General features: G+C 72.5%; 14 protein-coding genes. 2 read left to right on the top strand and 12 right to left on the bottom strand.

Translation table 11 applies throughout. The annotated features are described in order from the left end of the window. Positions 1-118: 118 nt before the first annotated feature. Both BA175_RS07660 and BA175_RS07665 read right to left on the bottom strand, forming a co-directional pair. The gene (locus tag BA175_RS07660; protein ID WP_438947320.1) at positions 119-3,145 is read right to left on the bottom strand and encodes a putative bifunctional diguanylate cyclase/phosphodiesterase; all 3,027 of its coding nucleotides are present in this window, start codon (positions 3,143-3,145) and stop codon (positions 119-121) included. A 411-nt stretch (positions 3,146-3,556) separates the two neighbouring features. Then, a complete protein-coding gene (locus BA175_RS07665) occupies positions 3,557-4,507 on the bottom strand; it encodes a 2-hydroxyacid dehydrogenase (RefSeq protein ID WP_069170535.1) in 951 nt (316 codons plus the stop codon). Between the two features lie 94 nt (positions 4,508-4,601). On the opposite strand from BA175_RS07665, the gene BA175_RS07670 reads away from it, so the two are divergent. Next, positions 4,602-5,597: an aldo/keto reductase gene (locus tag BA175_RS07670; protein WP_069170536.1), complete on the top strand. Its 996-nt coding sequence runs from the start codon at positions 4,602-4,604 to the stop codon at positions 5,595-5,597. A gap of 104 nt (positions 5,598-5,701) precedes the next feature. After that, positions 5,702-6,907, top strand: a complete 1,206-nt coding sequence (locus BA175_RS07675) for a PQQ-dependent sugar dehydrogenase (protein WP_175420776.1) — start codon at positions 5,702-5,704, stop codon at positions 6,905-6,907. 285 nt (positions 6,908-7,192) lie between these two features. On the opposite strand, the gene BA175_RS07680 is transcribed toward BA175_RS07675, so the two are convergent. From BA175_RS07680 to ligA, 10 genes are all read right to left on the bottom strand, one after another. Next, on the bottom strand, positions 7,193-7,744 hold the full coding sequence (locus BA175_RS07680; protein WP_069170538.1) for a GNAT family N-acetyltransferase: 552 nt from the start codon (positions 7,742-7,744) through the stop codon (positions 7,193-7,195). Between the two features lie 15 nt (positions 7,745-7,759). Then, positions 7,760-9,979, bottom strand: coding sequence for an MMPL family transporter (locus tag BA175_RS07685; protein ID WP_069170539.1), 2,220 nt, complete (start codon positions 9,977-9,979; stop codon positions 7,760-7,762). Positions 9,980-10,195: 216 nt separating this feature from the next. Beyond that, positions 10,196-12,304: a phosphocholine-specific phospholipase C gene (locus BA175_RS07690; protein WP_069170540.1), complete on the bottom strand. Its 2,109-nt coding sequence runs from the start codon at positions 12,302-12,304 to the stop codon at positions 10,196-10,198. Positions 12,305-12,425: 121 nt separating this feature from the next. Beyond that, the gene (locus tag BA175_RS07695; protein WP_438947332.1) at positions 12,426-13,661 is read right to left on the bottom strand and encodes an SLC13 family permease; all 1,236 of its coding nucleotides are present in this window, start codon (positions 13,659-13,661) and stop codon (positions 12,426-12,428) included. A 228-nt stretch (positions 13,662-13,889) separates the two neighbouring features. Then, the gene (gene gatB / locus BA175_RS07700; RefSeq protein ID WP_069170542.1) at positions 13,890-15,398 is read right to left on the bottom strand and encodes an Asp-tRNA(Asn)/Glu-tRNA(Gln) amidotransferase subunit GatB; all 1,509 of its coding nucleotides are present in this window, start codon (positions 15,396-15,398) and stop codon (positions 13,890-13,892) included. A 16-nt stretch (positions 15,399-15,414) separates the two neighbouring features. Beyond that, positions 15,415-15,657, bottom strand: coding sequence for a hypothetical protein (locus BA175_RS07705; RefSeq protein WP_069170543.1), 243 nt, complete (start codon positions 15,655-15,657; stop codon positions 15,415-15,417). Beyond that, positions 15,654-17,156 carry an Asp-tRNA(Asn)/Glu-tRNA(Gln) amidotransferase subunit GatA gene (gene gatA / locus BA175_RS07710; protein WP_069170544.1) on the bottom strand — a complete coding sequence of 501 codons (1,503 nt, stop codon included), beginning with the start codon at positions 17,154-17,156 and terminating at the stop codon, positions 15,654-15,656. The genes BA175_RS07705 and gatA overlap by 4 nt, the downstream gene beginning before the upstream one ends. Before the next feature lie 5 nt (positions 17,157-17,161). Next, positions 17,162-17,458: an Asp-tRNA(Asn)/Glu-tRNA(Gln) amidotransferase subunit GatC gene (gene gatC, locus BA175_RS07715; protein WP_069170545.1), complete on the bottom strand. Its 297-nt coding sequence runs from the start codon at positions 17,456-17,458 to the stop codon at positions 17,162-17,164. Positions 17,459-17,717: 259 nt separating this feature from the next. Then, positions 17,718-19,865, bottom strand: coding sequence for a putative bifunctional diguanylate cyclase/phosphodiesterase (locus BA175_RS07720; protein ID WP_069170546.1), 2,148 nt, complete (start codon positions 19,863-19,865; stop codon positions 17,718-17,720). Between the two features lie 313 nt (positions 19,866-20,178). Beyond that, positions 20,179-22,374: an NAD-dependent DNA ligase LigA gene (ligA, locus tag BA175_RS07725; RefSeq protein ID WP_069170547.1), complete on the bottom strand. Its 2,196-nt coding sequence runs from the start codon at positions 22,372-22,374 to the stop codon at positions 20,179-20,181. Between the last annotated feature and the right edge of the window lie 26 nt (positions 22,375-22,400).

Consider the following 22,400-nt stretch of genomic DNA (forward strand, 5'->3'; position numbering starts at 1 on the left):
AGCGCGCCGGTGCGGTCCGCAGGTTTCCATGAGTGATCCTGCTTCAGCCGACGCGCTTTCCAAGTACGAGAATTCGGGTGCGCATGGCATTGACCCTCTCTCCGGCACGCATGCGGTGTCAAGTGGGTGGGACGGACGTCTCATCATGTGAACGGCCCTGGAGCGGGAGAGGCCTGCCGGCCGGCACCGGCCGGACCGTGGGCCCCCCGCCCGGGACGGGGTACTTTCCCGTGGTCAGGGTCCGCCGCAGCCGGTGCTCGTCCAGCGGCCCGGAGAAGGCCGTCCCCTGGCCGTGCGTGCACCCCATGGAGCGCAGCACGCGCACCTGCTCGGGTAGGTCGACGCCGTCGGCCACGGACTGGACACCGAGATCACCGGCGATGCGCAGCAGTCCACCGGTGATCTTGTGAAGCCGTGCGGACTCCACGACCCCCTCGACCAGCCCCCGGTCGAGCTTCAGTACGTCGACGGGGAGCCGCCGCAGGGCGTTGATCGCGGCGAATCCGCTGCCGAAGCCGTCGAGCACGATCCGCACCCCGAGCCGGCGCAGCGCGACCAGCCGCTCCTCCAGGTCGTCGACGGAGATCCGGGAGTCGCTGCCGGACACTTCGAGCATGAGGGCACCGGAGGGCAGGCCGTGCCGGGTGAGCAGCGCCTCGACGGAGCCGAAGGGCAGGCTCCGGTCCAGCAGCCGGGCGGCCGGGACCTGTACGCAGACCGGGACGGGATGCCCGGCCCCGGCCCGGTCGGCGGCCTGCTCCACGGCCGCCTCCAGGAGCCAGTTGCCGAGCTCCGCGGCGTGCTCGCCGTCGTCGGTGGCGCGGAAGCACTCGGCGGGGGTGAACAGAAGGCCCTGGGCGGAGCGCCAGCGCGCCTGCGCGGTGACGGCGGTGACCGTGCCGGTCGCCAGGTGGACCACGGGCTGGTGCAGCAGGGCGAACTCGCCGTCGCGCAGGGCGGTGCGCAGCCGCGCCGCGAGCTCGGAGCGGCGGACGACCTCGGCCTGCATCTGCGGGGCGTACAGCTCGACGCGGTCCTTGCCGCCGGCCTTCGCGCGGTACATCGCGAGGTCGGCGTTGCGCATCAGGTCCTTGGGCGTGATGGAGGGCTCGGCGAAGGCGACCCCGATGGAGGCCGCCACCCTGACCTCTCCCTCACCGATCCGGTAGGGCTGGGAGAGCGTGAGCCGCAGCCGGTCGGCGATCTCGTGGACCTGGTACTCCCGGGCGGCCTGGTCGCGGGAGCCGTCGCCGAGGATGAGCGCGGCGAACTCGTCCCCGCCGAGCCGGGCCGCGGTGTCCGTCGCACGTACGGAGTCCTGGAGGCGGCGGGCGGCCTGGACGAGGAGCTCGTCGCCCGCCTGGTGGCCGATGGAGTCGTTGACCGCCTTGAAGCCGTCCAGGTCGATGAAGAGTACGGCGGTGCCCGGTTCCCCGGCGCGCCGCCCGCTGAGCGCCTGGCCGACCCGGGCCGTGAACAGGGCGCGGTTGGGGAGGTCGGTGAGGGGGTCGTGCTCGGCGTTGTGCTGCAGCTGGGCCTGGAGCCTGACCCGCTCGGTCACGTCCCGGCTGTTGAGCAGCAGGCCGCCCTGGTGGCGGTTGACGGTCGACTCGACGTGGAGCCAGTCGCCGGTGCCCGACCCGAAACGGCACTCGATCCTGGTGGTCGGCTCCTCCTCGGCCGGGGCCGCGAGGAAGCGTCTGAGCTCGTGGACCACTCCCCCGAGGTCGGCGGGATGGATCAGGGAGGACAGCTCCGTGCCGACGAGGTCCTCGGCCGCACGCCCGTAGACTCCGGCCGCCGCGGGGCTGACGTAGCGCAGGACGCCGGTGGGCGCGGCGATCATGATGACGTCGCTGGACCCCTGGACCAGGGATCTGAAGTGGTTCTCCTTCTGGGCCAGTTCCTGGGTGAGGGTGATGTTGTCGAGGAGCATGATGGCCTGGCGGACCACCAGCGCCAGCACGACCGCGCACCCGGTGAGGACGACGACCCGGTCAACCCGGTGTCCCTGGACCACGTTGTACAGGATGCCGAGCGTGCAGACCGCCGCGGCGAGGTACGGCGTGAGGGCGGCCAGCGACCCGGCGATCGGGCGCCCGCCGGCGCGCGCCTCGCCGCCGGGCGTTCCCACGCCGGGTCCGACAGCGTTGTCCTGGCCGCGGCGCGCGCCCCACGGCGCGTAGGCGAGAAGCAGGGAGCCGGCGAACCAGCCGGCGTCCAGGAGCTGGCCGGACTGGTAGGCGGAGCGCAGCAGCGGCGAGGTGAAGAGGGCGTCACACACCACGGTCAGGGCCAGCCCGGCGATGGCCACGTTCACCGCGGGGCGGTCCACGGTGCCCCGCCGGAAGTGCAGGGCCAGCACCATGGAGACGAGCACGATGTCGAGCAGCGGGTAGGCCAGCGAGAGCGCGGCCCTGGCCACGCTCTCGCCCCCGGCGTTGGCGACCCGGGCGGTGTGGGCGAGCGCGAGGCTCCAGGAGAGCGTCAGCAGGGAGCCGCCGATCAGCCAGGCGTCCAGCACCAGGCAGATCCAGCCCGCCCGGTTCACCGGGCGGCTGGCGAGGACCAGGAGGCCGACGATGGCGGGCGGCGCGAAGCAGAGGAAGAACACGTCGGCGAGGGACGGGGAGGGCACGGAGCGCCCCAGCACCACCTCGTACCACCCCCAGACCGCGTTGCCTCCTGCGGCCATGGCGGAGGAGAGGGAGAACAGGAGCCAGGCGGGCCGGAAGCGGCTGCCGCTCCTGCGGGCGTGGAGGAAGCACGAGACGGCGGCGATCAGGGCTGCGGCGCTGAGCCCGAAGTCGCCCATGAAGAGGGCGACTCCGGGCGATCCCCAGCCGAAGGCCGCCCCCACGCCGTAACCGGAGCAGACGAGGGCGAGGATGAGCCGGGAGCGCAGTTCCGACCGGCGTCGGGCGGCCGGTTGCCCGGCCGCCTGCTGTCCGGCGCCCTGGCAGGTCGCGCGCGGCCCGGCCGTCGGGTCACCGGGCGTACCGTGCCCGAAGGCCGGCTGCCCTGGCCCCGGCCGGTCCGGCGACGGCTGTCCGGAGACCGGCTGCCGGGAGAGCTGGGCCCCGAGGGCGCTCACCGGAGAGCCCCCCGGGCCCGGCCCGGTGCCGTCTGCGCCCCGGAGCCGCATCCGCGCAGGCCCGCCCGGCCCGCGACTCCGGTTCCGCTGCCGGACTTTCGGCTGCTCCTGCACGGGCGCCGCCCCGCTCCCGCCGTGCCGCCGGAGTCGTACCCGCGTGCGCGGTAAGGGAGTCGGCCCCCGGCCTCGCGCTCGCGGGCGCCGGCCACCGCGGGCCACGCTCCCCTGGCGCCCGCCGGGGCCGGCCGATCCCGCTCGCCGCACCGCGTCCGATCGTCTCTCCGCTGGCCGCACATAGCCCGTCGCCCCCTCGCGTCCGTTCCTCCCCGGCACCGTCCCTGCCACGGTGCGGCCCCCATATGGACGATACACCAGAGCGGTCACAGAGGGACATAGCTCCTCTACTCTCCGTGACCAGCGGGGAAACCGGCAGCGACGGCGGCAGGAACGTCCCGCGGCGGGTCAGGAGGTCGTGAGAACCAGGTTGCGGACAGGCTCCCCGGCCGCGAACCGGGTGAGTTGTGCGGCCAGCAGGCGCTTGGCCCTCGGCAGGAACGCCGAGGTGCTGCCGCCCACGTGCGGGGTGATGAGCACGTGCGGAGCATGCCAGAGCGGGTGGCCCGCGGGCAGGGGTTCGGGGTCGGTGACGTCGAGCGCCGCCCGTAGCCGCCCGGACTCCAGTTCGGCCAGCAGGGCGGCGGTGTCCACGACGGGCCCGCGCGCCACGTTCACGAGCAGCGCACCGTCCCGCATCGCGGCGAGGAAGTCCGCGTCCACCAGCCCTTGCGTGGAGGCGTTCAGCGGGGTGGACAGAAGGACGATGTCCGCCTCCGGGAGCAGCCGGGGCAGCTCTTCGAGCGCGTGTACGGGCCCGCGCCCGGTGGTCCGGGCGGAGCGCGCGACGCGCATCACCCGCGCGCACTCGAACGGTTCGAGCCGGTCCTCGATGGCGGCGCCGATCGACCCGTACCCCACGACGAGCACCGACTTGTCGGCCAGCGCGGGGTAGAAGCCGGACCGCCACTCCTCCTTGTGCTGGCCGTCCACGAAACCGGGGAGGCCGCGCAGCGAGGCGAGGACGAGCGCGAGGGCGAGTTCCGCGGTGGACGCCTCGTGCACACCCTTGGCGTTGCACAGCCGCACCCCCGGGGGCAGCAGGCCGAGCCCGGGCTCCACATGGTCGATGCCCGCCGAGAGCGTCTGCACGACCCGGACGGCGTCCATGCCCTTGAGCGGGCGGACCGCGACCTCCGAGCCCTTCATGTACGGAACGACGTAGAAGACGCAGTCAGCGGGGTCGGCGGGGTAGTCCCGGCCCCCGTCCCAGAATCGGTAGTCGAGACCCTCGGGGAGCCCGTCGATCTCCTCGGCCGCGAACGGCAGCCACACGTCGTCTGCAGGTGTCGAAGTCATGGTCAGGAGGCTATGCGAAGGCGACGGAGCCGCAGAGGTTACTTTGGGGTGCGGTCGGCCCCGTGATCATGGGACCGAGGGAGGGTGCGGGGAGTTGGAGCGCAGGACTATCGGTGCGGCGGCGCTGTCCGTCGGCGCGGTCGGGCTGGGCTGTATGCCGATGAGCTGGGCCTACAGCACGTCGCAGCAGCGCGGTGACCGTTCGCTGCGGACGGTGCACGCGGCGCTGGACGCGGGCGTCCGGCTGCTCGACACGGCGGACATGTACGGCCCCTTCACCAACGAGCTGCTGGTCGGGCGCGCGCTGAAGGGACGCAGGTCCGAGGCCTTCCTCTCCACCAAGTGCGGGCTGCTGGTGGGCGATCAGCACATCGTCGCCAACGGGCGCCCCAGTTACGTGCGCCGGGCCTGCGACGCCTCGCTGCGGCGGCTGCAGACGGACGTGATCGACCTGTACCAACTCCACCGGGCCGACCCCGAGGTGCCGGTGGAGGAGACGTGGGGGGCGATGGCGGACCTGGTGACGGCGGGCAAGGTGCGGGCCCTCGGCCTGTGCGCCGTGGGCGCCCGTGCCGGACGCCGGCCGGGGGCCAGGACGCATGACGTCACCCTGCGCCAACTGGAGCGGGTGCAGCAGGTCTTCCCCGTCAGCGCCGTCCAGGCGGAGCTGTCCGTGTGGTCGCCGCAGGCACTGGAGGACCTGCTGCCGTGGTGTGCGGCGCGGGGTGTGGGCGTGCTGGCGGCGATGCCGCTGGGCAGCGGCTATCTGACGGGGACGCTGAAACCGGGGCACGGCTTCGAACCGGACGACCCGCGGGCCAGGCACCCCCGCTTCACCTCGGAGATGATGGCCGCCAACCAGCCCGTGGTCGCCGGCCTGCGCCGCATCGGGGAGCGGCACGGCGCGACCCCGGCCCAGGTGGCACTGGCCTGGGTCCTGCGGCAGGGCAGCCAGGTCGTGCCGGTGCCCGGCGCGAAGCGGGAGCAGTGGGCCGTGGAGAACGCCCGGGCGGCGGAACTGGTCCTCACGGACCGGGACCTCGCGGAGATCGCCGGGCTGCCCAGGGCCCGCGAGTCGTGGGACGGATAGCCCGTACGGGACACCCACGGCGGGACAATGCGCGAAGACCGGGGGTCCGGGGGCGGACGGCAGTGTAAGAACAGTGGTCGGGCTACCTCGAAAGGATCTCTGCTGTGCGCGGTGCTGCGTTCGGATCTGTGCAAACCCCTGCGGTGCGCAAGGGAGTCGTGGCCGTGCTCGCCTCGGCGTCCCTGCTGCTCTCCGGGTGCTCGGCCGACGGCGGGGAGGCCCGCGAAGGGGGCGCCCCGCCCGCGGCGAGCGGCTCGTCGGCTCCGGTGACGAGCGCCTCGCCGAGCCCGGCGGCGGACCGGCCGCCGGCCCGAGGCTCGGTGGACGTGGTCTCGACGCTGACGGAGGACCTGCCCTCGCCGTGGGGACTGGCGGCTCTGCCCGGCGGTGATCTGCTGGTGACCTCGCGCGACGAGGCGACGATCAGCCGGATCGACGTCAGGACGGGGAAGAAGACGGTGCTGGGCTCGGTGCCGGGCGTGGCCCCGGCCGGTGAGGGCGGCCTGCTCGGCGTGGCCGTCGGCCCGGCGTACGGTGCGGACCACCAGGTGTACGTCTACTTCACCACCGAGTCGGACAACCGCATCGCCCGCCTGCAGTACGACGAGGCGAAGCCGGCCGGCCAGCAGCTGGGCGCTCCGGACACGATCCTGCGGGGCATCCCCAAGGGCGGTATCCACAACGGCGGCCGGATCGCGTTCGGGCCCGACCGCATGCTGTACGCGGGCACGGGTGAGACCGGGGACACCGGACTCGCCCAGGACAAGAAGTCCCTGGCGGGCAAGATCCTGCGGATGACCCCCGACGGCGAACCGGTACACGGCAATCCCGAGGCCGACTCGGTGGTGTACACCTACGGGCACCGCAACGTGCAGGGACTGGCCTGGGACGCGCAGAAGCGGCTGTGGGCCTCCGAGTTCGGCCAGGACACCTGGGACGAGCTGAATCTCGTCGAACCGGGGAAGAACTACGGCTGGCCGGACGTCGAGGGCAAGGCGGGCAAGGCCGGGTTCGTCGACCCGGTCGCCTGGTGGAAGACCTCCGAGGCGTCCCCGAGCGGCATCGCCTACGCCAGGGGCTCCATCTGGATGGCGGGCCTGCGTGGCGAGCGGCTCTGGCGGATCCCGCTCTCCGGTACGGACAAGGAACCGCTGGCGGCGCCCCAGGCGTTCCTCGAGGGGACGTACGGCCGGCTGCGCACGGTCCTCGCGGCGGGCGGCGACAGGCTGTGGCTGGTCACGAGCAACACGGACGGCCGTGGCACCCCGAAGCCGGGCGACGACCGCATCCTCCTCCTGAAGGTGCGGTAGCCGGCGGCCCTTCCACGACAGCCACCGCGGCGGCCGTGCGGAGGTCCGGGCCGGCCGGCCCCGGGCCCCCGGGTACGACCGGAAGGGACGGGCGCGCGCGGCCGCCCCGCCCCGCCCCGGCCGGAGTCGTTCAGCTCGGTGAGGACGTGGGAGACGTGCACGCTCGCGCTCCCGGGCGGGACGTACGGCGAGCGGCGGCGTGCCGCGGCGGCCTCGCCGAGGACGGCGGGCAGCGCGTGGGCGGGGTCATGGGCGGCGTGCCGGCAGGCTCGGACGAGAGGCCCGTCAACGCGCCGCCCACCACTCGTCGGCCAGTACGGCCCAGATCTCCTGGTCGTGCCGCTCGCCGCGGTAGAGGTTCGCCTGACGCCGTACGCCCTCACGGGTCAGGCCGAGCCGCTCGGCGGCCGCGGTGCTGCGGGTGTTGGCGGCGGACGCGATCCATTCCACGCGGTGCATCCCCCGCGTGTCGAAGGCCCAGTCGATCAGCCGCTGTGACGCGCGGTTCACCAGGCCGCGTCCCTGACCGGCCGGCTCCAGCCAGCAGCCGATCTCGCAGGTGCCGCTCCGCGCATCGAATATCCGGAACATGACACCCCCGACGAGCGTGCCGTCCAGCCAGATCCCGTAGATCCGACCGGTGTCGGCGGCCTGCTTGTCCGCGTACCCGCGCAGCAGTGCCCGGGCCGATTCCAGGTCCGCGGCGGCGGCCGCGAAGGGGATCCAGGGGTCGACCAGGTCGCGCGCCCGGTCCATGTGGGCGAGGAACTCCTCCGCCTGCCAGGGTTCCAGCGGGCGGAGCTGCGCCCCGTCGTCACCCAGGGATACCGCGAACATGGTGCGTCTCCTCACTCAGGGCGCGCGCTGCGCGACGGGCCGGTCCGCGTCGCCGGTGCGCTCCCCCGGGATCTTCGCACGGGCCCTCGGCAGGTCCGGCGGTTCGATGCTGATGCGGGGCAGCAGCCGGTCCAGCCGGGCGGGCAGCCACCAGTTGGCGCCGCCGAGGAGGTGCATCAGCGCGGGCACCAGCAGGGTGCGCAGGACGAAGGCGTCGAGGGCGACGGCCGCGGCCAGCGCGATGCCGAACATCGCTATGACACGGTCGCCGCTGAGCACGAAGGCGAGGAAGACGGCGATCATGATGACCGCGGCGGAGTTGATCACCCGCCCCGTCTCGGCGAGGCCGACCCGGACCGCCGTGCGGTTGTCCCCCGTCTCCAGCCACTCCTCGTACATCCGGCCGACCAGGAAGACCTGGTAGTCCATCGAGAGCCCGAAGAGCACGGAGACCATGATCACCGGCAGGAAGGGCTCGATCGGGCCGGCGCTGCCGAGGCCCAGCAGTTCGCTGCCCCATCCCCACTGGAAGACGGCGACGACGACACCGAAGGAGGCGGCGACGGCGGCCACGTTCATCACGGCGGCCTTCAGCGGAATGGCGAGGGAGCGGAAGGCCAGCAGCAGGAGCAGGCAGCCGAGACCGACGACCACTCCGACGAAGAGGGGCAGTTTGCCGACGATGACCTCGGCGAAGTCGTCGTAGCCGGCCGTCACCCCGCCCACCTGCACTTCGAGCGAGGTGTTGGCCCGGGTCTGCGGCAGGACGTCGGTCCGCAGCCGGTCCACGAGTTCACTGGTCCGCTGCGACTGCGGAGCGGAGTCCGGGACCACGGTGACGAACGCCGTGTCGCCGCTGTTGTTGTACGTCACCGGGCTCACCGAGGCGACGCCACCGGTGCCGCGCAGCGTGGCGGGCAGACCGTCCAGGGCGAGCCGGTCGTCGGCTCCGTCGAGGTGGGCGGCGATGGTCAGGGGGCCGTTGACGCCGGGCCCGAACCCCTCGGCGAGCAGGTCGTAGGCCTGCCGGGTGGTGGCCGCGGCCGGGTTGTTCCCCTGGTCGGAACTGCCCAGGTGGAGACCGAGGGCGGGCAGCGCGATCACCGCCATGACGGCCGCGGCGACCGCTCCGAGGAGCTTGGGGTGCCGCTCGACGAAGCCGGACCACCGGGCGGCGAAGCCGGTGGTCCGTTCCGGCCCCGGCCCCTGCTCGGCGAGCTGCCTGCGCTCGCGCCGGCTCAGGGCCCGCATGCCGATGAAGGAGAGCAGGGCGGGGAGCAGGGTGACGGAGGCGGCGACGGTCAGCATCACGGTGAGCGCGGCGGCGAGGGCGACACCGTTGAGGAAGCCGAGCCGCAGGACGAGCATGCCGAGCAGGGCGACGCAGACGGTGGCCCCGGCGAAGACGACGGCGCGCCCGGTCGTGGCGACGGCGTTCTCGGCCGCTTCATGGACGGACAGGCCGCGGCGCAGGCCCCGGCGGTGCCGCGTGACGATGAACAGGGCGTAGTCGATGCCGACACCCAGGCCGACCAGCATGCCCAGCATCGGCGCGAAGTCGGCGACGGTCATCACGTGACCGAGGAGCGCGATACCGGCGTAGGCGGTGCCGACGGAGACCAGGGCGGTGGCGACGGGCAGCAGGCTGGCGGCGAGGGATCCGAACGCGAGGAAGAGGACGACCGCGGCGACGACCACCCCGACGGCCTCCGCGAAGTGGACGGACGGCGCCTCGGTCAGCGCGATCGCGGGGCCGCCGAGCTCGACCTGCAGCCCCTCGCGCTCGGCCGCCTTCGCGGTGTCGACGACGGCCTGGACCTGCTCCCTCGGGAGGTCACCGGTGCGGCGGTCGAAGGTGATCGTGGCGTACCCGGTACGGCTGTCGGCACTGATCTGCCCCGTCCCGGCCGCCCCGTAGGGTCCGCTCACGCCTCCGACGCCGGGCAGCGCGTCGATCCGTTCGAGGGTGCGGGTCATCGTCCGTTCGATGCCGGAGGCGCGGACGGAGGAGCCCGTCGTGTGCCAGACGACGGTGTCGGTGTCACCGCCCAGGTTCGTGAAGCCCTCCGTCAGGATGTCGCCGGCGCGGCCCGCCTCGGTGCCCGGGACCTCGTAGTCGTCGGTGTACGCGGAACCCGCGAAGCCCGCCGCCGTGGCGGTGCCACCGAGGGCGGCGAGCCAGACGAGGACGGCGGCGAGACGGTGCGCGAGGCACCAGCGAGCGATGGCGGCCAACGGACGTGCTCCTGAGGGTTCGTGGATACTTGTCCCGAGTTGACGTGCCGAACCCTGGAAAAGCCTCACATGACCTGAGAACAGCCACTCTCGCAGGCGGATGTGATCCTTTGTCCCTTTCGTGGCCATGGTCACACCACCGGCCGCTCCCCCGCCACCGCCGGCGCCTCGCCGCCCCTCCGTCACCGGCCGCCGCACCGCCTCCAGCCGTCGCGATCAGCCCGAGACGCTCGCCCTGCCGTTCTCGATGTGCCCCATCAGCCGGCGGCGGAACGCGTCCTCCCCGTCGGCCGTGACGGCGAGGTCGTACCAGCCGTGCGCGTCGGCCGCCGAGTGCACCACCGTACGGCTGCGCCCGGGCTTCACCTTGACGGTACGGCTCCAGTCGCGCAGGTCGTCCTCGTCGACGTACCCCAGCGGCCGCACGGTGAAGGTCAGCGTGCGCCTGCCGTGGTTGCGCAGGGTGACGTGCAGGTCCCGTTCGCGGGCGTCGATGCGGGAGGAGACCTCGGCGGCGCCGTCGGCGGCCCCCTCGAACTCCCGCCGGAAGCCGTTCGGCCCGGTGACCGTGAAGCGGTACCCCCCGCCGGTCAGCGGCACCGTCCACCGGCCGGTGCCGCTGACGTCCTGGTGCTGCGGAGCGGGGAACTCGTTCGCGTAGGGGTAGAGCGCGAAGTGCGCCGAGGAGCGGCCGGTGTTGCTGAGAGCCACCAGGAGGCCGCCGTCCACCCGCCGCGCCTCCGCGTCCGGCTGGTACGGCAGGGGCCTGGCCGGGCGGGTGCCCGCTTCCTGGACGGGCATGTGCTGGACGGCCGGCGGCCGGGGCTGCCAGCGTCCGCCGAACGGCGGGATGGCACCGGGCTGTCCCGTCTCCGGCCGGCGCCGCGGCCGGGTGAAGTCGAAGGCCGAGGTGAGGTCGCCGGTGACCTTGCGCCGCCAGTCGCCGATGTTGGGCTCCTCCACCCCCGTCCAGCGCTCGAGGAAGCGGATCACGGAGGTGTGGTCGAAGACCTCGGAGCACACGTACCCGCCGACCGTCCACGGGGAGACCACCAGCATGGGCACCCGCACGCCGAGACCCGTGGGCTTGCCCTCCCACTGCTCCTCGGTCACCTCCGGGGGAGCGACCGGCGGCGGCACGTGGTCGAAGAAGCCGTCGTTCTCGTCGTAGTTGATGAGGACGACGGTGCGCCGCCACACGTCGGGGTGCCGGCCGAGGGCGTCCAGGATCTTGTAGACGACCGTCGCGCTGTGCACCGGCGAGGAGACGCTGGGGTGCTCGGAGTCCACCGCCGAGGGGACCAGGTAGGAGACCTCGGGCAGCGTCCCCGCCGCCACGTCCTCTGCGAACGCGTCGGCGAGGGTGCCCGGCTCGACCCGGCGCAGCCCCCGCTCGAAGAGGCTGCGTTCGGCCGGTGTCAGGGTGGCGACACCCTCCTCCAGCAGGCCGAGCAGCCGCTCCCGCTCGTCCGGCGCGTCCGCGTCGCGCACGGTGGCGTAGAAGGACTCCATGTAGGTGTGGCCGCCGGTCCTGGCCAGCGCCTTGCGGGCGATGGCCTTGAAGGTGGCGAAGAACTCGATCTGGTTGTCGGTGAAGTTCTCCCACTCGGTGTACGTCTTCCAGGTCCGTCCGGCCTTCTCCAGCCGCTCAGCGTAGGTGCCCCAGTCGTACCCGGGATGGGTGCCCTCGTCGTAGGCGTCGTTGCCCACGGCCCGCTTGCCGTTCGCCTCGTCGCCCGTCCTGCCGCTCCACAAGTGGTTGCGGTTCGGGCTGGTGGAGGTGTGGATCGAGGAGTGGTAGGCGTCGCAGACGGTGAAGGTGTCGGCGAGTTCGTAGTGCAGCGGGATGTCGCGGCGGTCGTAGTACGCCATGGTGGCGGCCGTCTTCGCGGTGACCCAGCCGTTCATCCAGCCCCCGGCCCAGGCCTTGGCTCCCCCGCTCCAGGAGTGGTCCAGGGCCCCGATGTACTGGAGGTCCTTCTTCTGCGCCTCGGCGGCCTCGCGTACCGGGAACGGCAGGACGGTGCTGCCCAGCGGACCGGGCTGCGCGAAGACCGGCTTGCCGGAGGGCAGTTCGACCGCGTTGCGGTCACCGAAGCCGCGCACCCCGCGCAGGGTCCCGAAGTAGTGGTCGAAGGAACGGTTCTCCTGCATGAGGATCACCACGTGCTCGACGGCGTCCAGCCCCGCGGCACCGGGACCGGGGGCGGGCTGCGCGGCGATCGCGGCCTGGAGCGAGGGGGGCAGGAAGGATCCCGCCGCCGCGGCGCCCAGCGCGCCCCCGCCGAGCGCGAAGAGCCGTCGCCGTGTCATGTCCGTGGTCAATTGAGCCTCCCGATTCCGTTCCTACGGCGGGAAACTAATCGCACCGGATGGCGCCGGGAAGACCGCCGTACGGCCTCCCGGTGAACGTCGGTCCGGCCGCCGCGCACACCGGGAACCAGCCTCATGTCCCGAAGAGGCGCAGGGACCCCCACAGCGCGACGGTCGACACCGCCAGCGTCGCCGGTACGGTCAGCAGTCCGAGCCGGGTGAAGAAGCCGAGTTCGACATCGGTTCCGTGGGCGTGCAGGATGCGGCGCCACAGCAGGGTGGCCAGGGAGCCGACGTAGGTGAGGTTCGGACCGATGTTCACCCCGATCAGTGCGGCGAGCAGCGGACCCGGGCCCGCCGCGGCGACGACCGGCAGGAGCGCCAGGACGGCGGGCAGGTTGTTGATCAGGTTGGCCAGTACGGCGGCCACCGCGGCGACCGCCAGCAGTTCGGGCAGCGAGGAACCGTCCGGAAGGATGCGGCCCACCCAGTCGCCCAGCCCGTGGTCCACGACGGCTTTGACCACCACGCCCAGGGCCAGCACGAACAGGCAGAACAGCACGTTGGCCGACCGTGCCACCCGGGCGACCGTCGTCCTGCGCTGCGCCAGCGCGCGGACCGCGAGGACCGCGGCTCCGGCGAGAGCCGCCCACAGCGGCTCGGCGCCCGCGAAGGAGGTGACGACGAAACCGGTCAGGGTGAGGACGAGGACGACGAGCGTGAAGACCGGGAAGCCGGGCCGGGCCTCCCCCGACTCCGGCGTGTGCGCGCCGGCCAGGAGGTCGGCGGCGAAGACCCGGCGGAAGACGAGGTACTCGACGGCGATGGCGGCCAGCCACGGCAGGGCCATGAGCGCGGCGAAGCGGGTGAAGGAGAGCCCGCTCGCGGTGAACGCCAGCAGATTGGTCAGGTTGGAGACCGGGAGCAGCAGTGACGCCGAGTTGGCCAGGTGAGCGCAGGCGTAGACGTGCGGGCGGGGGCGGGCGCCGACCCGGACGGCGGTGGCGAGGACGACAGGGGTCAGCAGGACGACCGTGGCGTCCAGGCTCAGTACGGCGGTGATCCCCGCGGCGACGGCGAAAACCCCGCCGAGCAGGGGCCCGGTCCGGCCGCCGCAGGCCCGGGCGACGAGGTCCCCGGCCGCAGCGAACAGGCCCTCGTCGGCACACAGCTGGGCCAGGACCAGGATCGCGGCGAGGAATCCGACCACCGGCAGCAGGCTCTCCACCTGAGCCCTGGCCTCGTCGAACGGCACCGCCCCGGCCGCGACGACCAGGACCGCCGCCGGAATCGCCACGGCCGCCTCCGGCCATCCCCGGGGGCGTACCACGGCACACGCCAGGACGGCGAGAAGCAGCACGGCGGACAGGGTGCCGGCGGCGACGGTATTCAGGGCGGCCTCCGGAACGGGGAGAGGGGACGGGCGACGCGATGACAGGGGCCGGGGCGGGCGACGGCGGCGGCGGCCGGCGGCCGGGTGCCGGGGCGGGCGACGGCGGCGGCCGGGTGCCGGGCCCGGCGAGGGGAACGGCCCGGTGGAAAACAGGCGGGCGGCGCATCCGGATCACGGATGCGCCGCCCCCAGGGACCCGGCAGGTCAGCCCTCGACGCCGAGCTTCTCCAGGATCAGCTCGCGCACACGCGCCGCGTCCGCCTGACCACGGGTGGCCTTCATGACGGCACCGACGAGCGCACCCGCGGCGGCGACCTTGCCGCCGCGGATCTTGTCGGCGACGGCCGCGTTGGCGGCGATCGCCTCGTCGACGGCCGCGCCCAGCGCACCCTCGTCGGAGACGACCTTCAGGCCACGCTTCTCGACGACGGTGTCCGGGTCGCCCTCGCCCGCGAGGACACCCTCGATGACCTGGCGCGCCAGCTTGTCGTTGAGGTCGCCGGACGTGACGAGCGCGGCCACCCGGGCGACCTGCGCCGGGGTGATCGGCAGCTCGTCGAGGCTGCGGCCGGTCTCGTTGGCGTTGCGGGCGAGCTCGCCCATCCACCACTTGCGGGCCTGGTCGGACGGGGCGCCCGCGTCCGTCGTCGCGACGATCAGGTCGACGGCGCCGGCGTTGAGGATGGACTGCATGTCGTGCTCGCTGACACCCCACTCCTCCTTGAGCCGCTGACGCCGCAGCCGGGGCAGCTCGGGAAGCCCCTTGCGGAGCTCCTCGACCCACTCGCGGGACGGGGCGACCGGTACCAGGTCGGGCTCGGGGAAGTAGCGGTAGTCCTCGGCGTTGTCCTTGATGCGGCCGGCCGTGGTGGAGCCGTCCTCCTCGTGGAAATGCCGGGTCTCCTGCACGATCGTCCCGCCGGAGTTCAGCACCGCGGCGTGGCGCTGGATCTCGAAGCGGGCGGCACGCTCGACGGAACGCAGCGAGTTGACGTTCTTCGTCTCGGAGCGCGTACCGAACGTCTCGGTGCCGTGGGGGCGCAGCGACAGGTTGACGTCGCAGCGCATCTGGCCCATCTCCATCCGGGCCTCCGAGACGCCGAGCGCCTTGATGAGCTCGCGGAGCTCGGCGACGTACGCCTTGGCGACCTCGGGGGCCCGGGCGCCGGCGCCCTCGATCGGCTTGGTGACGATCTCGATGAGGGGGATGCCCGCGCGGTTGTAGTCCAGCAGCGAGTGGGACGCGCCGTGGATACGGCCGGTGGCACCGCCGACGTGCGTCGACTTGCCGGTGTCCTCCTCCATGTGGGCGCGCTCGATCTGCACGCGGAAGATCTCACCGTCCTCCAGCTGGACGTCCAGATAGCCGTTGTAGGCGATCGGCTCGTCGTACTGGGAGGTCTGGAAGTTCTTCGGCATGTCCGGATAGAAGTAGTTCTTCCGGGCGAAGCGGCACCACTCGGCGATCTCGCAGTTCAGCGCGAGCCCGATCTTGATGGCGGACTCGACGCCGATCTCGTTGACGACCGGCAGCGCGCCCGGCAGCCCGAGGCAGACCGGGCAGGTCTGCGAGTTGGCGTCCTGCTTCAGCTCGGTGGAGCACCCGCAGAACATCTTGGTCCTGGTGCCGAGCTCCACATGGACCTCGAGGCCCATGACGGGGTCGTACGTGGCGAGGGCGCCCTCGTACGACTCCAGGTCGATGACAGTCACGGTGAAACTTTCCCTCTCAGCCCAGCAGGACGTCGTCGTCGCCGAGACGCTTGAGTTCGCGGTAGAGAATCGCCATACCGGTCACGATCGCGGCCGCGGACACCGCGGCGTCGATCAGCCGCAGGGTGTCGTTCTCCTGGCGGGCCAGCCTCGCCTGCTTGACGACGCTGAGTGCGCCGAAGGCGGTGGTGCCCAGCGACACGTAGACGCCGGACTTGGACTTCTTGAAGTTCTTGGCCTTCTTTGCCATTGCGCTCATAGTGACGGAGCCTCCTCAAGCAGCGGGTGCCCCCACTTTTCCACGAATGCGGCCTCGACGGCGGCTCCGACCTTGTAGAGCCGGTCGTCCTTCATGGCGGGGGCGATGATCTGCAGCCCGACCGGCAGGCCGTCCTCCGGGGCCAGACCGCAGGGCAGCGACATGGCGGAGTTGCCGGCGAGGTTGGTCGGAATGGTGCACAGGTCCGCGAGGTACATCGCCATCGGGTCGTCGGCGCGCTCGCCGATCGGGAAGGCGGTGGTGGGCGTCGTCGGCGAGACGATCACGTCCACCTGCTCGAACGCCTTCTCGAAGTCCTGGGTGATGAGGGTGCGGACCTTCTGCGCCGAGCCGTAGTACGCGTCGTAGTAGCCGGAGCTCAGGGCGTACGTACCGAGGATGATGCGGCGCTTGACCTCGTCGCCGAATCCGGCCTCGCGGGTCAGCGCGGTGACGTCCTCGGCGGAGCGGGTGCCGTCGTCGCCGACACGCAGGCCGTAGCGCATGGCGTCGAAGCGGGCCAGGTTCGAGGAGCACTCGGACGGCGCGATGAGGTAGTACGCCGACAGGGCGAGGTCGAAGGAGGGGCAGTCCAACTCGACGACCGTGGCGCCGAGCGACTTCAGCAGCTCGACGGACTCCTCGAAGCGCTGGACGACACCGGCCTGGTAGCCCTCGCCCGAGAACTGCTTGACGACCCCGACGCGCATGCCCTGCACGGAGCCGTTGCGCGCCGCCTCGACGACCGGCGGGACCGGGGCGTCGATGGACGTCGAGTCCATCGGGTCTTGCCCGCCGATGACCTCGTGGAGCAGGGCCGCGTCCAGGACCGTACGGGCGCAGGGTCCGCCCTGGTCGAGGGAGGACGAGAAGGCGACCATGCCGTAGCGGGAGACGCCGCCGTAGGTGGGCTTGACGCCGACGGTGCCGGTGACGGCCGCGGGCTGGCGGATGGAGCCGCCGGTGTCCGTGCCGATGGCCAGCGGCGCCTCGAAGGAGGCGAGCGCGGCGGAGGAGCCGCCGCCGGAGCCGCCCGGGATACGGGTGAGGTCCCAGGGGTTGCCGGTGGGGCCGTACGCGCTGTTCTCGGTGGAGGACCCCATGGCGAACTCGTCCATGTTGGTCTTGCCGAGGATGACGACGTCGGCGGCCCTGAGCTTCCGGGTGAGGGTCGCGTCGTACGGCGGCACCCAGCCTTCGAGGATCTTCGAACCGACGGTGGTCGGCATGTCCCGCGTGGTGAAGATGTCCTTCAGCGCGAGCGGGACGCCGGCCAGCGGGCCGAGCTTCTCACCCGCCTCCCGCTTCGCGTCGACCGCGCGGGCCTGCGCGAGCGCGCCCTCGCGGTCGACGTGCAGGAAGGCGTGGACCTTCTCGTCGATGGCGTCGATCCGGGCCAGGTGGGCCTCGGTGACCTCGACGGCGGTCAGCTCGCCGGAGGCGATCTTCTCGGCGATCTCGGCCGCGGTGAGCTTGATGATGGTGCTGGTGTCCGTCATGGCTGTTAGTCCTCCCCCAGGATCTGCGGCACCTTGAAACGCTGCTGCTCCTGGGCCGGGGCGCCGGAGAGCGCCTGCGCGGGGGTGAGCGACGGACGGACCTCGTCCGCCCGCATGACGTTGGTCAGCGGCAGCGGGTGGGAGGTCGGCGGGACGTCTCGGTCGGCGACCTCGGAGACGCGGGCGACCGCGCCGATGATGTCGTCGAGCTGACCGGCGAAGTGCTCGAGCTCTTCGCCCTTCAGCTCCAGACGTGCCAGCCGGGCGAGGTGGGCGACCTCCTCGCGCGTGATGCCAGGCATGCAGCGATCCTCAGGGGTTGGTGTGTGGTTTTGGACCAATCCTATGGGGTCTCCACCCGCTGCCCCGCCTGCTTACCCGCCCGCTCCCCCGCAAACCGGGTCCGGCCCGGCCGCACCCGTCCGGCGATTGCCGACAAAGCCGGTAAAAAAAGCCACCGGTGCGGCCGGCAGGTACCTTTGCCCGCTCCCGCAGTCCGCAGGACGGGACCTCCCCGGCCGCTGCCCGTTCCCGGCCGTCCGCCGCGCCCGGAACGGCCCCTCAGGCCGTCGCCGGCCCCGGCTGTACGGCGCGCCCGGCGGCCCGCTGCTCCGGCTCGCGTACGGTCCTCGCCGCGGCCGCGGCGGCCTCCAGCTCCGCCGGCCGCCGCCATCCGCGCTCGCCCCGGGCCAGCAGCCACGCGGTGGTCTCCTGCGGGGGCATCGCCGCGGCGACGAGCCAGCCCTGCACCGCGTCGCAACGCAGGTCCCGCAGCCGTTCCCACGTCTCGTCGTCCTCGACACCCTCGGCGACGACCAGCAGGCCGAGGGAGTGCGCCAGGTCGATGGTGCAGCGGACGATCTCCGCGTCCTCGGTGTCGACGGCCAGCCGCGCGACGAACGACCGGTCGATCTTGAGTTCGCTGACCGGGAGCTTGCGCAGGTGCACCAGCGAGGAGTAGCCGGTGCCGAAGTCGTCGAGGGACATCTTCACCCCGTGCGCGGTCAGTCCGGCGAGGGTGTCGGCGGCCCGCTGAGGATCCTCCAGCAGGACGTGCTCGGTGATCTCCAACTGCAGCGCAGCGGCCGGGACGCCGTGCCGGGCGAGCCGGGCGGCTACGCTGCCGGCGAAGCCGGGGGTGTGGACGTCACGCGGCGAGACGTTGACGGCGACCGGGACGAGGAGGCCCTGGGCGCGCCACCGGGCCACCTGGGCCAGCGCGGTGTCCAGGACGTACTCCGTGAGGTGCGGCATCAGGCCGGAGGACTCCGCGATCGCGATGAACTCGTCCGGGGGGACCCTTCCGCGCTCCGGGTGCACCCAGCGTACGAGCGCCTCGAGTCCGGCGACCTGGCCGTCGAAGCGGACCTTCGGCTGGTAGTGGAGCTCCACCTCGCGGGCGTCCAGGGCGCGGCGCAGGTCGCCCAGGAGGCCGAGCCGGTCGGGGGTGTTGCTGTCGCGCTTGGACTCGTACACCTCCACGCCCGTCCGGTCCCGCTTGGCCTGGTACATGGCCACGTCCGCGCGCCTGAGCAGCCCCTCGGCGTCCAGCGCGTGGTCGGGGTGGACGGCGACCCCGGCGCTCGCCTCCAGGACGAGGGTGAGCCCGTCGAGGTCGAGCGGGGAGGAGAGCTCGGCGACCAGGTGGCGGGCGACGCGCTGGGCGCTGGTGGTGGAGTCCGCGGTGGGCAGGAGTACGGCGAACTCGTCACCGCCCAGGCGTGCGGCCTCCGCCCCCCGGGGCAGGGCGAGACGGAGCCGCTCCGCTATCTGCAGGAGCAGCCGGTCCCCCGCCAGGTGGCCGAGGGTGTCGTTGACGGCCCGGAAGCGGTCGAGGTCGATGAGGACGAGGGCCGATCGGGTACCGGTGGTCTCGGCCTCCTCCAGCGCCGTCCACGTGCGCTCCAGCAGCCACTGACGGTTGGGCAGTCCGGTCAGCGGGTCCTGGAGCTGTTCCTCCGCCCGGGCGCGGGCGATCCAGAGCGTGGAGTCCAGGGCGATCAGGGGGACCGCGAAGAGCGGCAGCAGGACGGGCATGGCGGAGGCGACCACGCAGATCAGCGGGGCGATGCCCAGCAGGGCGACGGCGACGAGTCCCTGGCGCAGCAGTGCGGTACGCGCGACGGTGGGCAGCGCGCCGCTCTGGGACGCCCGGGCGCACCACAGCAGCGCGCGGGTGACCAGGAGGTAGGTGGCGGCGACCAGCAGCACTTCCGGTACGGCCCCGACGTCCCAGTGGAGGGGCAGCCAGGGCGACGCGACCGTCGGCACCTCACCGAACACGGAGAGCAGGAGCGCGGCGGCCCCGACGCCGAGTATGTCCGCCGCGCCGTGCAGCAGACCCTGCCGCCAGCGGCGCCGGCGGGCCGTGCCGACGAGCACCACGACGACGAGGCTGACGAGTCCGGCGGGCACCCAGCCGTAGAGGAGCAGGACGGCGAGGGTGAGGGCTGCCCCCGATCCGGTGCCGCCCCACCAGCGGTCGCGCCCGAGGGCGACCAGATGGCCGACGACGATGCCGGTGAGCAGGGCGAGCGACCAGCCGGCCGTGCCGGCCGGGAAGAGCGCCTCGCCGTCGCGGAGCGTCCGGTAGAGCCCGGCCGTGAGCTGCAGCGCGGCGGCCGCCACGACGAGAGTCCCCACTTTCGGTGTGACGCCCGCGAAACCTTGCAGCCGCGCCACCCGTGCGGCGCCCTCGGTCGGTTCCATTCCGTCCCTCTCACAGCCGGCGGTGCCGATGTCCCACGGTGGCCCCCGCTCCCATGCCACCACGACCCGATTCCCACCACGCGGCCGGGCAGCACGGCAGGTGCACGTTCAACACTAGGCCGCCAACGGCCCCTGCGCGCAGCGCTCTACAGCTCTTGCCCGAATGCGGACCTGACGTCCCCGACCGTCCGGTATGCGCCGAACGAGTGAGCCCTCCTGGTCGGCCAGGGCCTTCCGCTCCACTCTGCCGGCACTTTCCTTCTTCCCCTCCCGCCCACCGCCACTCCCCGGCGGGGTCTCGATCGTGCCTCGATCACGCCTCGGCCGGGACGGCTGCCTCGCGGGCGGCGTCCGGCCCCTGGCCGAGAAGGACCGCGAAGCCCTCCTCGTCGAGGACGGGCACTTTCAGCTGCACCGCCTTGTCGTACTTGGAGCCGGGGTTCTCGCCCACCACGACGAAGGAGGTCTTCTTCGAGACGGAGCCGGTCACCTTCGCCCCGCGGCTCTGCAACGCTTCCTTCGCACCGTCCCTGGTGTGGCTCGCCAGCGTGCCGGTGACGACGACGGTGAGGCCTTCCAGCGGGCGCGGGCCCTCGTCCTCCCCCGCGCCCGCGTCCTCCATCCGGACTCCGGCCTCCCGCCACTTGCGCAGGATCTCGCGGTGCCAGTCCTCGGCGAACCACTGCTTGACGGAGGCCGCGATGATCGGCCCGACCCCGTCCGCCGCGGCCAGCTCCTCCTCGGTGGCCTCGTCGATGCGCTCGACGGACCGGAACTGCCGGGCCAGTTCGGCGGCGGCGACGGGCCCCACGTGTCTGATCGAGAGGCCGGTGAGGATCCGGGCGAGCGGGGCCTGTTTCGCGGACTCGATGCCCTCCAGCATCGCCAGCGCGTTGCTCTTGGGCTCGCCCGCCTTGTTGGAGAAGACCTTCGCGATCTTCTCCTCACCCGTCTTCGGATCGCGTTTGGGCAGCCCACTGTCCTGGTCCAGTACATAGGCACGGATCGGGAGGAGTTGTTCCACCGTGAGGCCGAAGAGGTCGCCCTCGTCGCGCAGCGGGGGTTCGGCGGGCTCCAGCGGCTGGGTGAGGGCGGCTGCCGCCACATAGCCGAAGTGGTCGATGTCCAGGCACCTACGGCCCGCGAGGTAGGCCACCCGCTCCCTCAACTGGGCGGGACAGGAGCGGGCGTTGGGACAGCGGAGGTCGATGTCGCCCTCCTTCATGGGGCGCAGCGCCGTCCCGCACTCGGGGCAGACGGAGGGCATGACGAAGGCGTGCTCGCTGCCATCCCGCAGGTCGACGACCGGCCCGAGGATTTCCGGGATGACGTCACCCGCCTTGCGCAGGACCACCGTGTCACCGATGAGGACGCCTTTGGCCTGCACCACGTTCTGGTTGTGCAGGGTGGCGAACTCGACCTCGGAGCCCGCCACTTCGACGGGCTCGACCTGCGCGTACGGCGTGACCCTTCCGGTGCGGCCGACACCGACCCGGATGTTCACGAGCCTGGTGTTGACCTCCTCCGGCGCGTACTTCCAGGCGATCGCCCAGCGGGGGGCGCGCGAGGTGGAGCCCAGCCGTCCTTGGAGGGGGATCTCGTCGACCTTGACGACGACCCCGTCGATCTCGTGCTCAACGGAGTGCCGGTGCTCCCCGAAGTGGGCGATGAACTCCCGCACACCGTCGAGGGAGTCGACGACCTTGTTGTGCCGGGCCGTCGGCAGGCCCCACTCGCGGAGGAGGTCGTAGGCCTGCGAGAGACGGTCGATGTCGAAGCCCTCCCGCGCGCCGATGCCGTGCACCACCATGTGGAGCGGGCGGGTGGCGGTGACCTTGGGGTCCTTCTGGCGGAGCGAGCCCGCCGCCGCGTTGCGCGGGTTGGCGAAGGGCTTGTCGTCCGCCTCGACCAGGCGGGCGTTGAGTCCCTCGAAGGCCTCCATGGGGAAGAAGACCTCGCCGCGGATCTCGACCAGGTCGGGGATCCGGTCGCCCCGGAGCCGGTGCGGGATCTCGGAGATCGTCCGGACGTTGGGCGTGATGTCCTCGCCGGTGCGGCCGTCGCCGCGGGTCGCCGCACGGGTCAGCCTGCCGTGCTCGTACGTGAGGTTGACGGCGAGGCCGTCCACCTTGAGCTCGCACAGGAAGTGGTAGCCGGGGCCGCCCACGTCCTTGGCGACACGCTCGGCCCAGGCCGCCAGCTCCTCGTCGGCGAACGCGTTGTCCAGCGACAGCATGCGCTCGCGGTGCTCCACGGAGGTGAACTCCGTGGTGTAGGGGCCGGCGACCTTCTGGGTCGGCGAGTCCGGCGTACGCAGCTGGGGGTACCGGTCCTCGACGGCCTCCAGCTCGCGCATCAGCCGGTCGAACTCGGCGTCGCTGACGACCGGCCGGTCCTTCACGTAGTACCGGAAGCGGTGTTCCTCGATCTGCTCGGCGAGGAGAGCGTGCTGCTCCTGTGCCTCCGCCGGCACCGTGGTCAGCTGCTGTTCCCGCTGTTCGCCGGCCATCGTCCGTCCTCCCGTTAGCCCGTCGT

Origin of the sequence: Streptomyces griseus (assembly GCF_001715295.1) — a bacterium.
GTDB classification, from domain to species: domain Bacteria; phylum Actinomycetota; class Actinomycetes; order Streptomycetales; family Streptomycetaceae; genus Streptomyces; species Streptomyces griseus_G.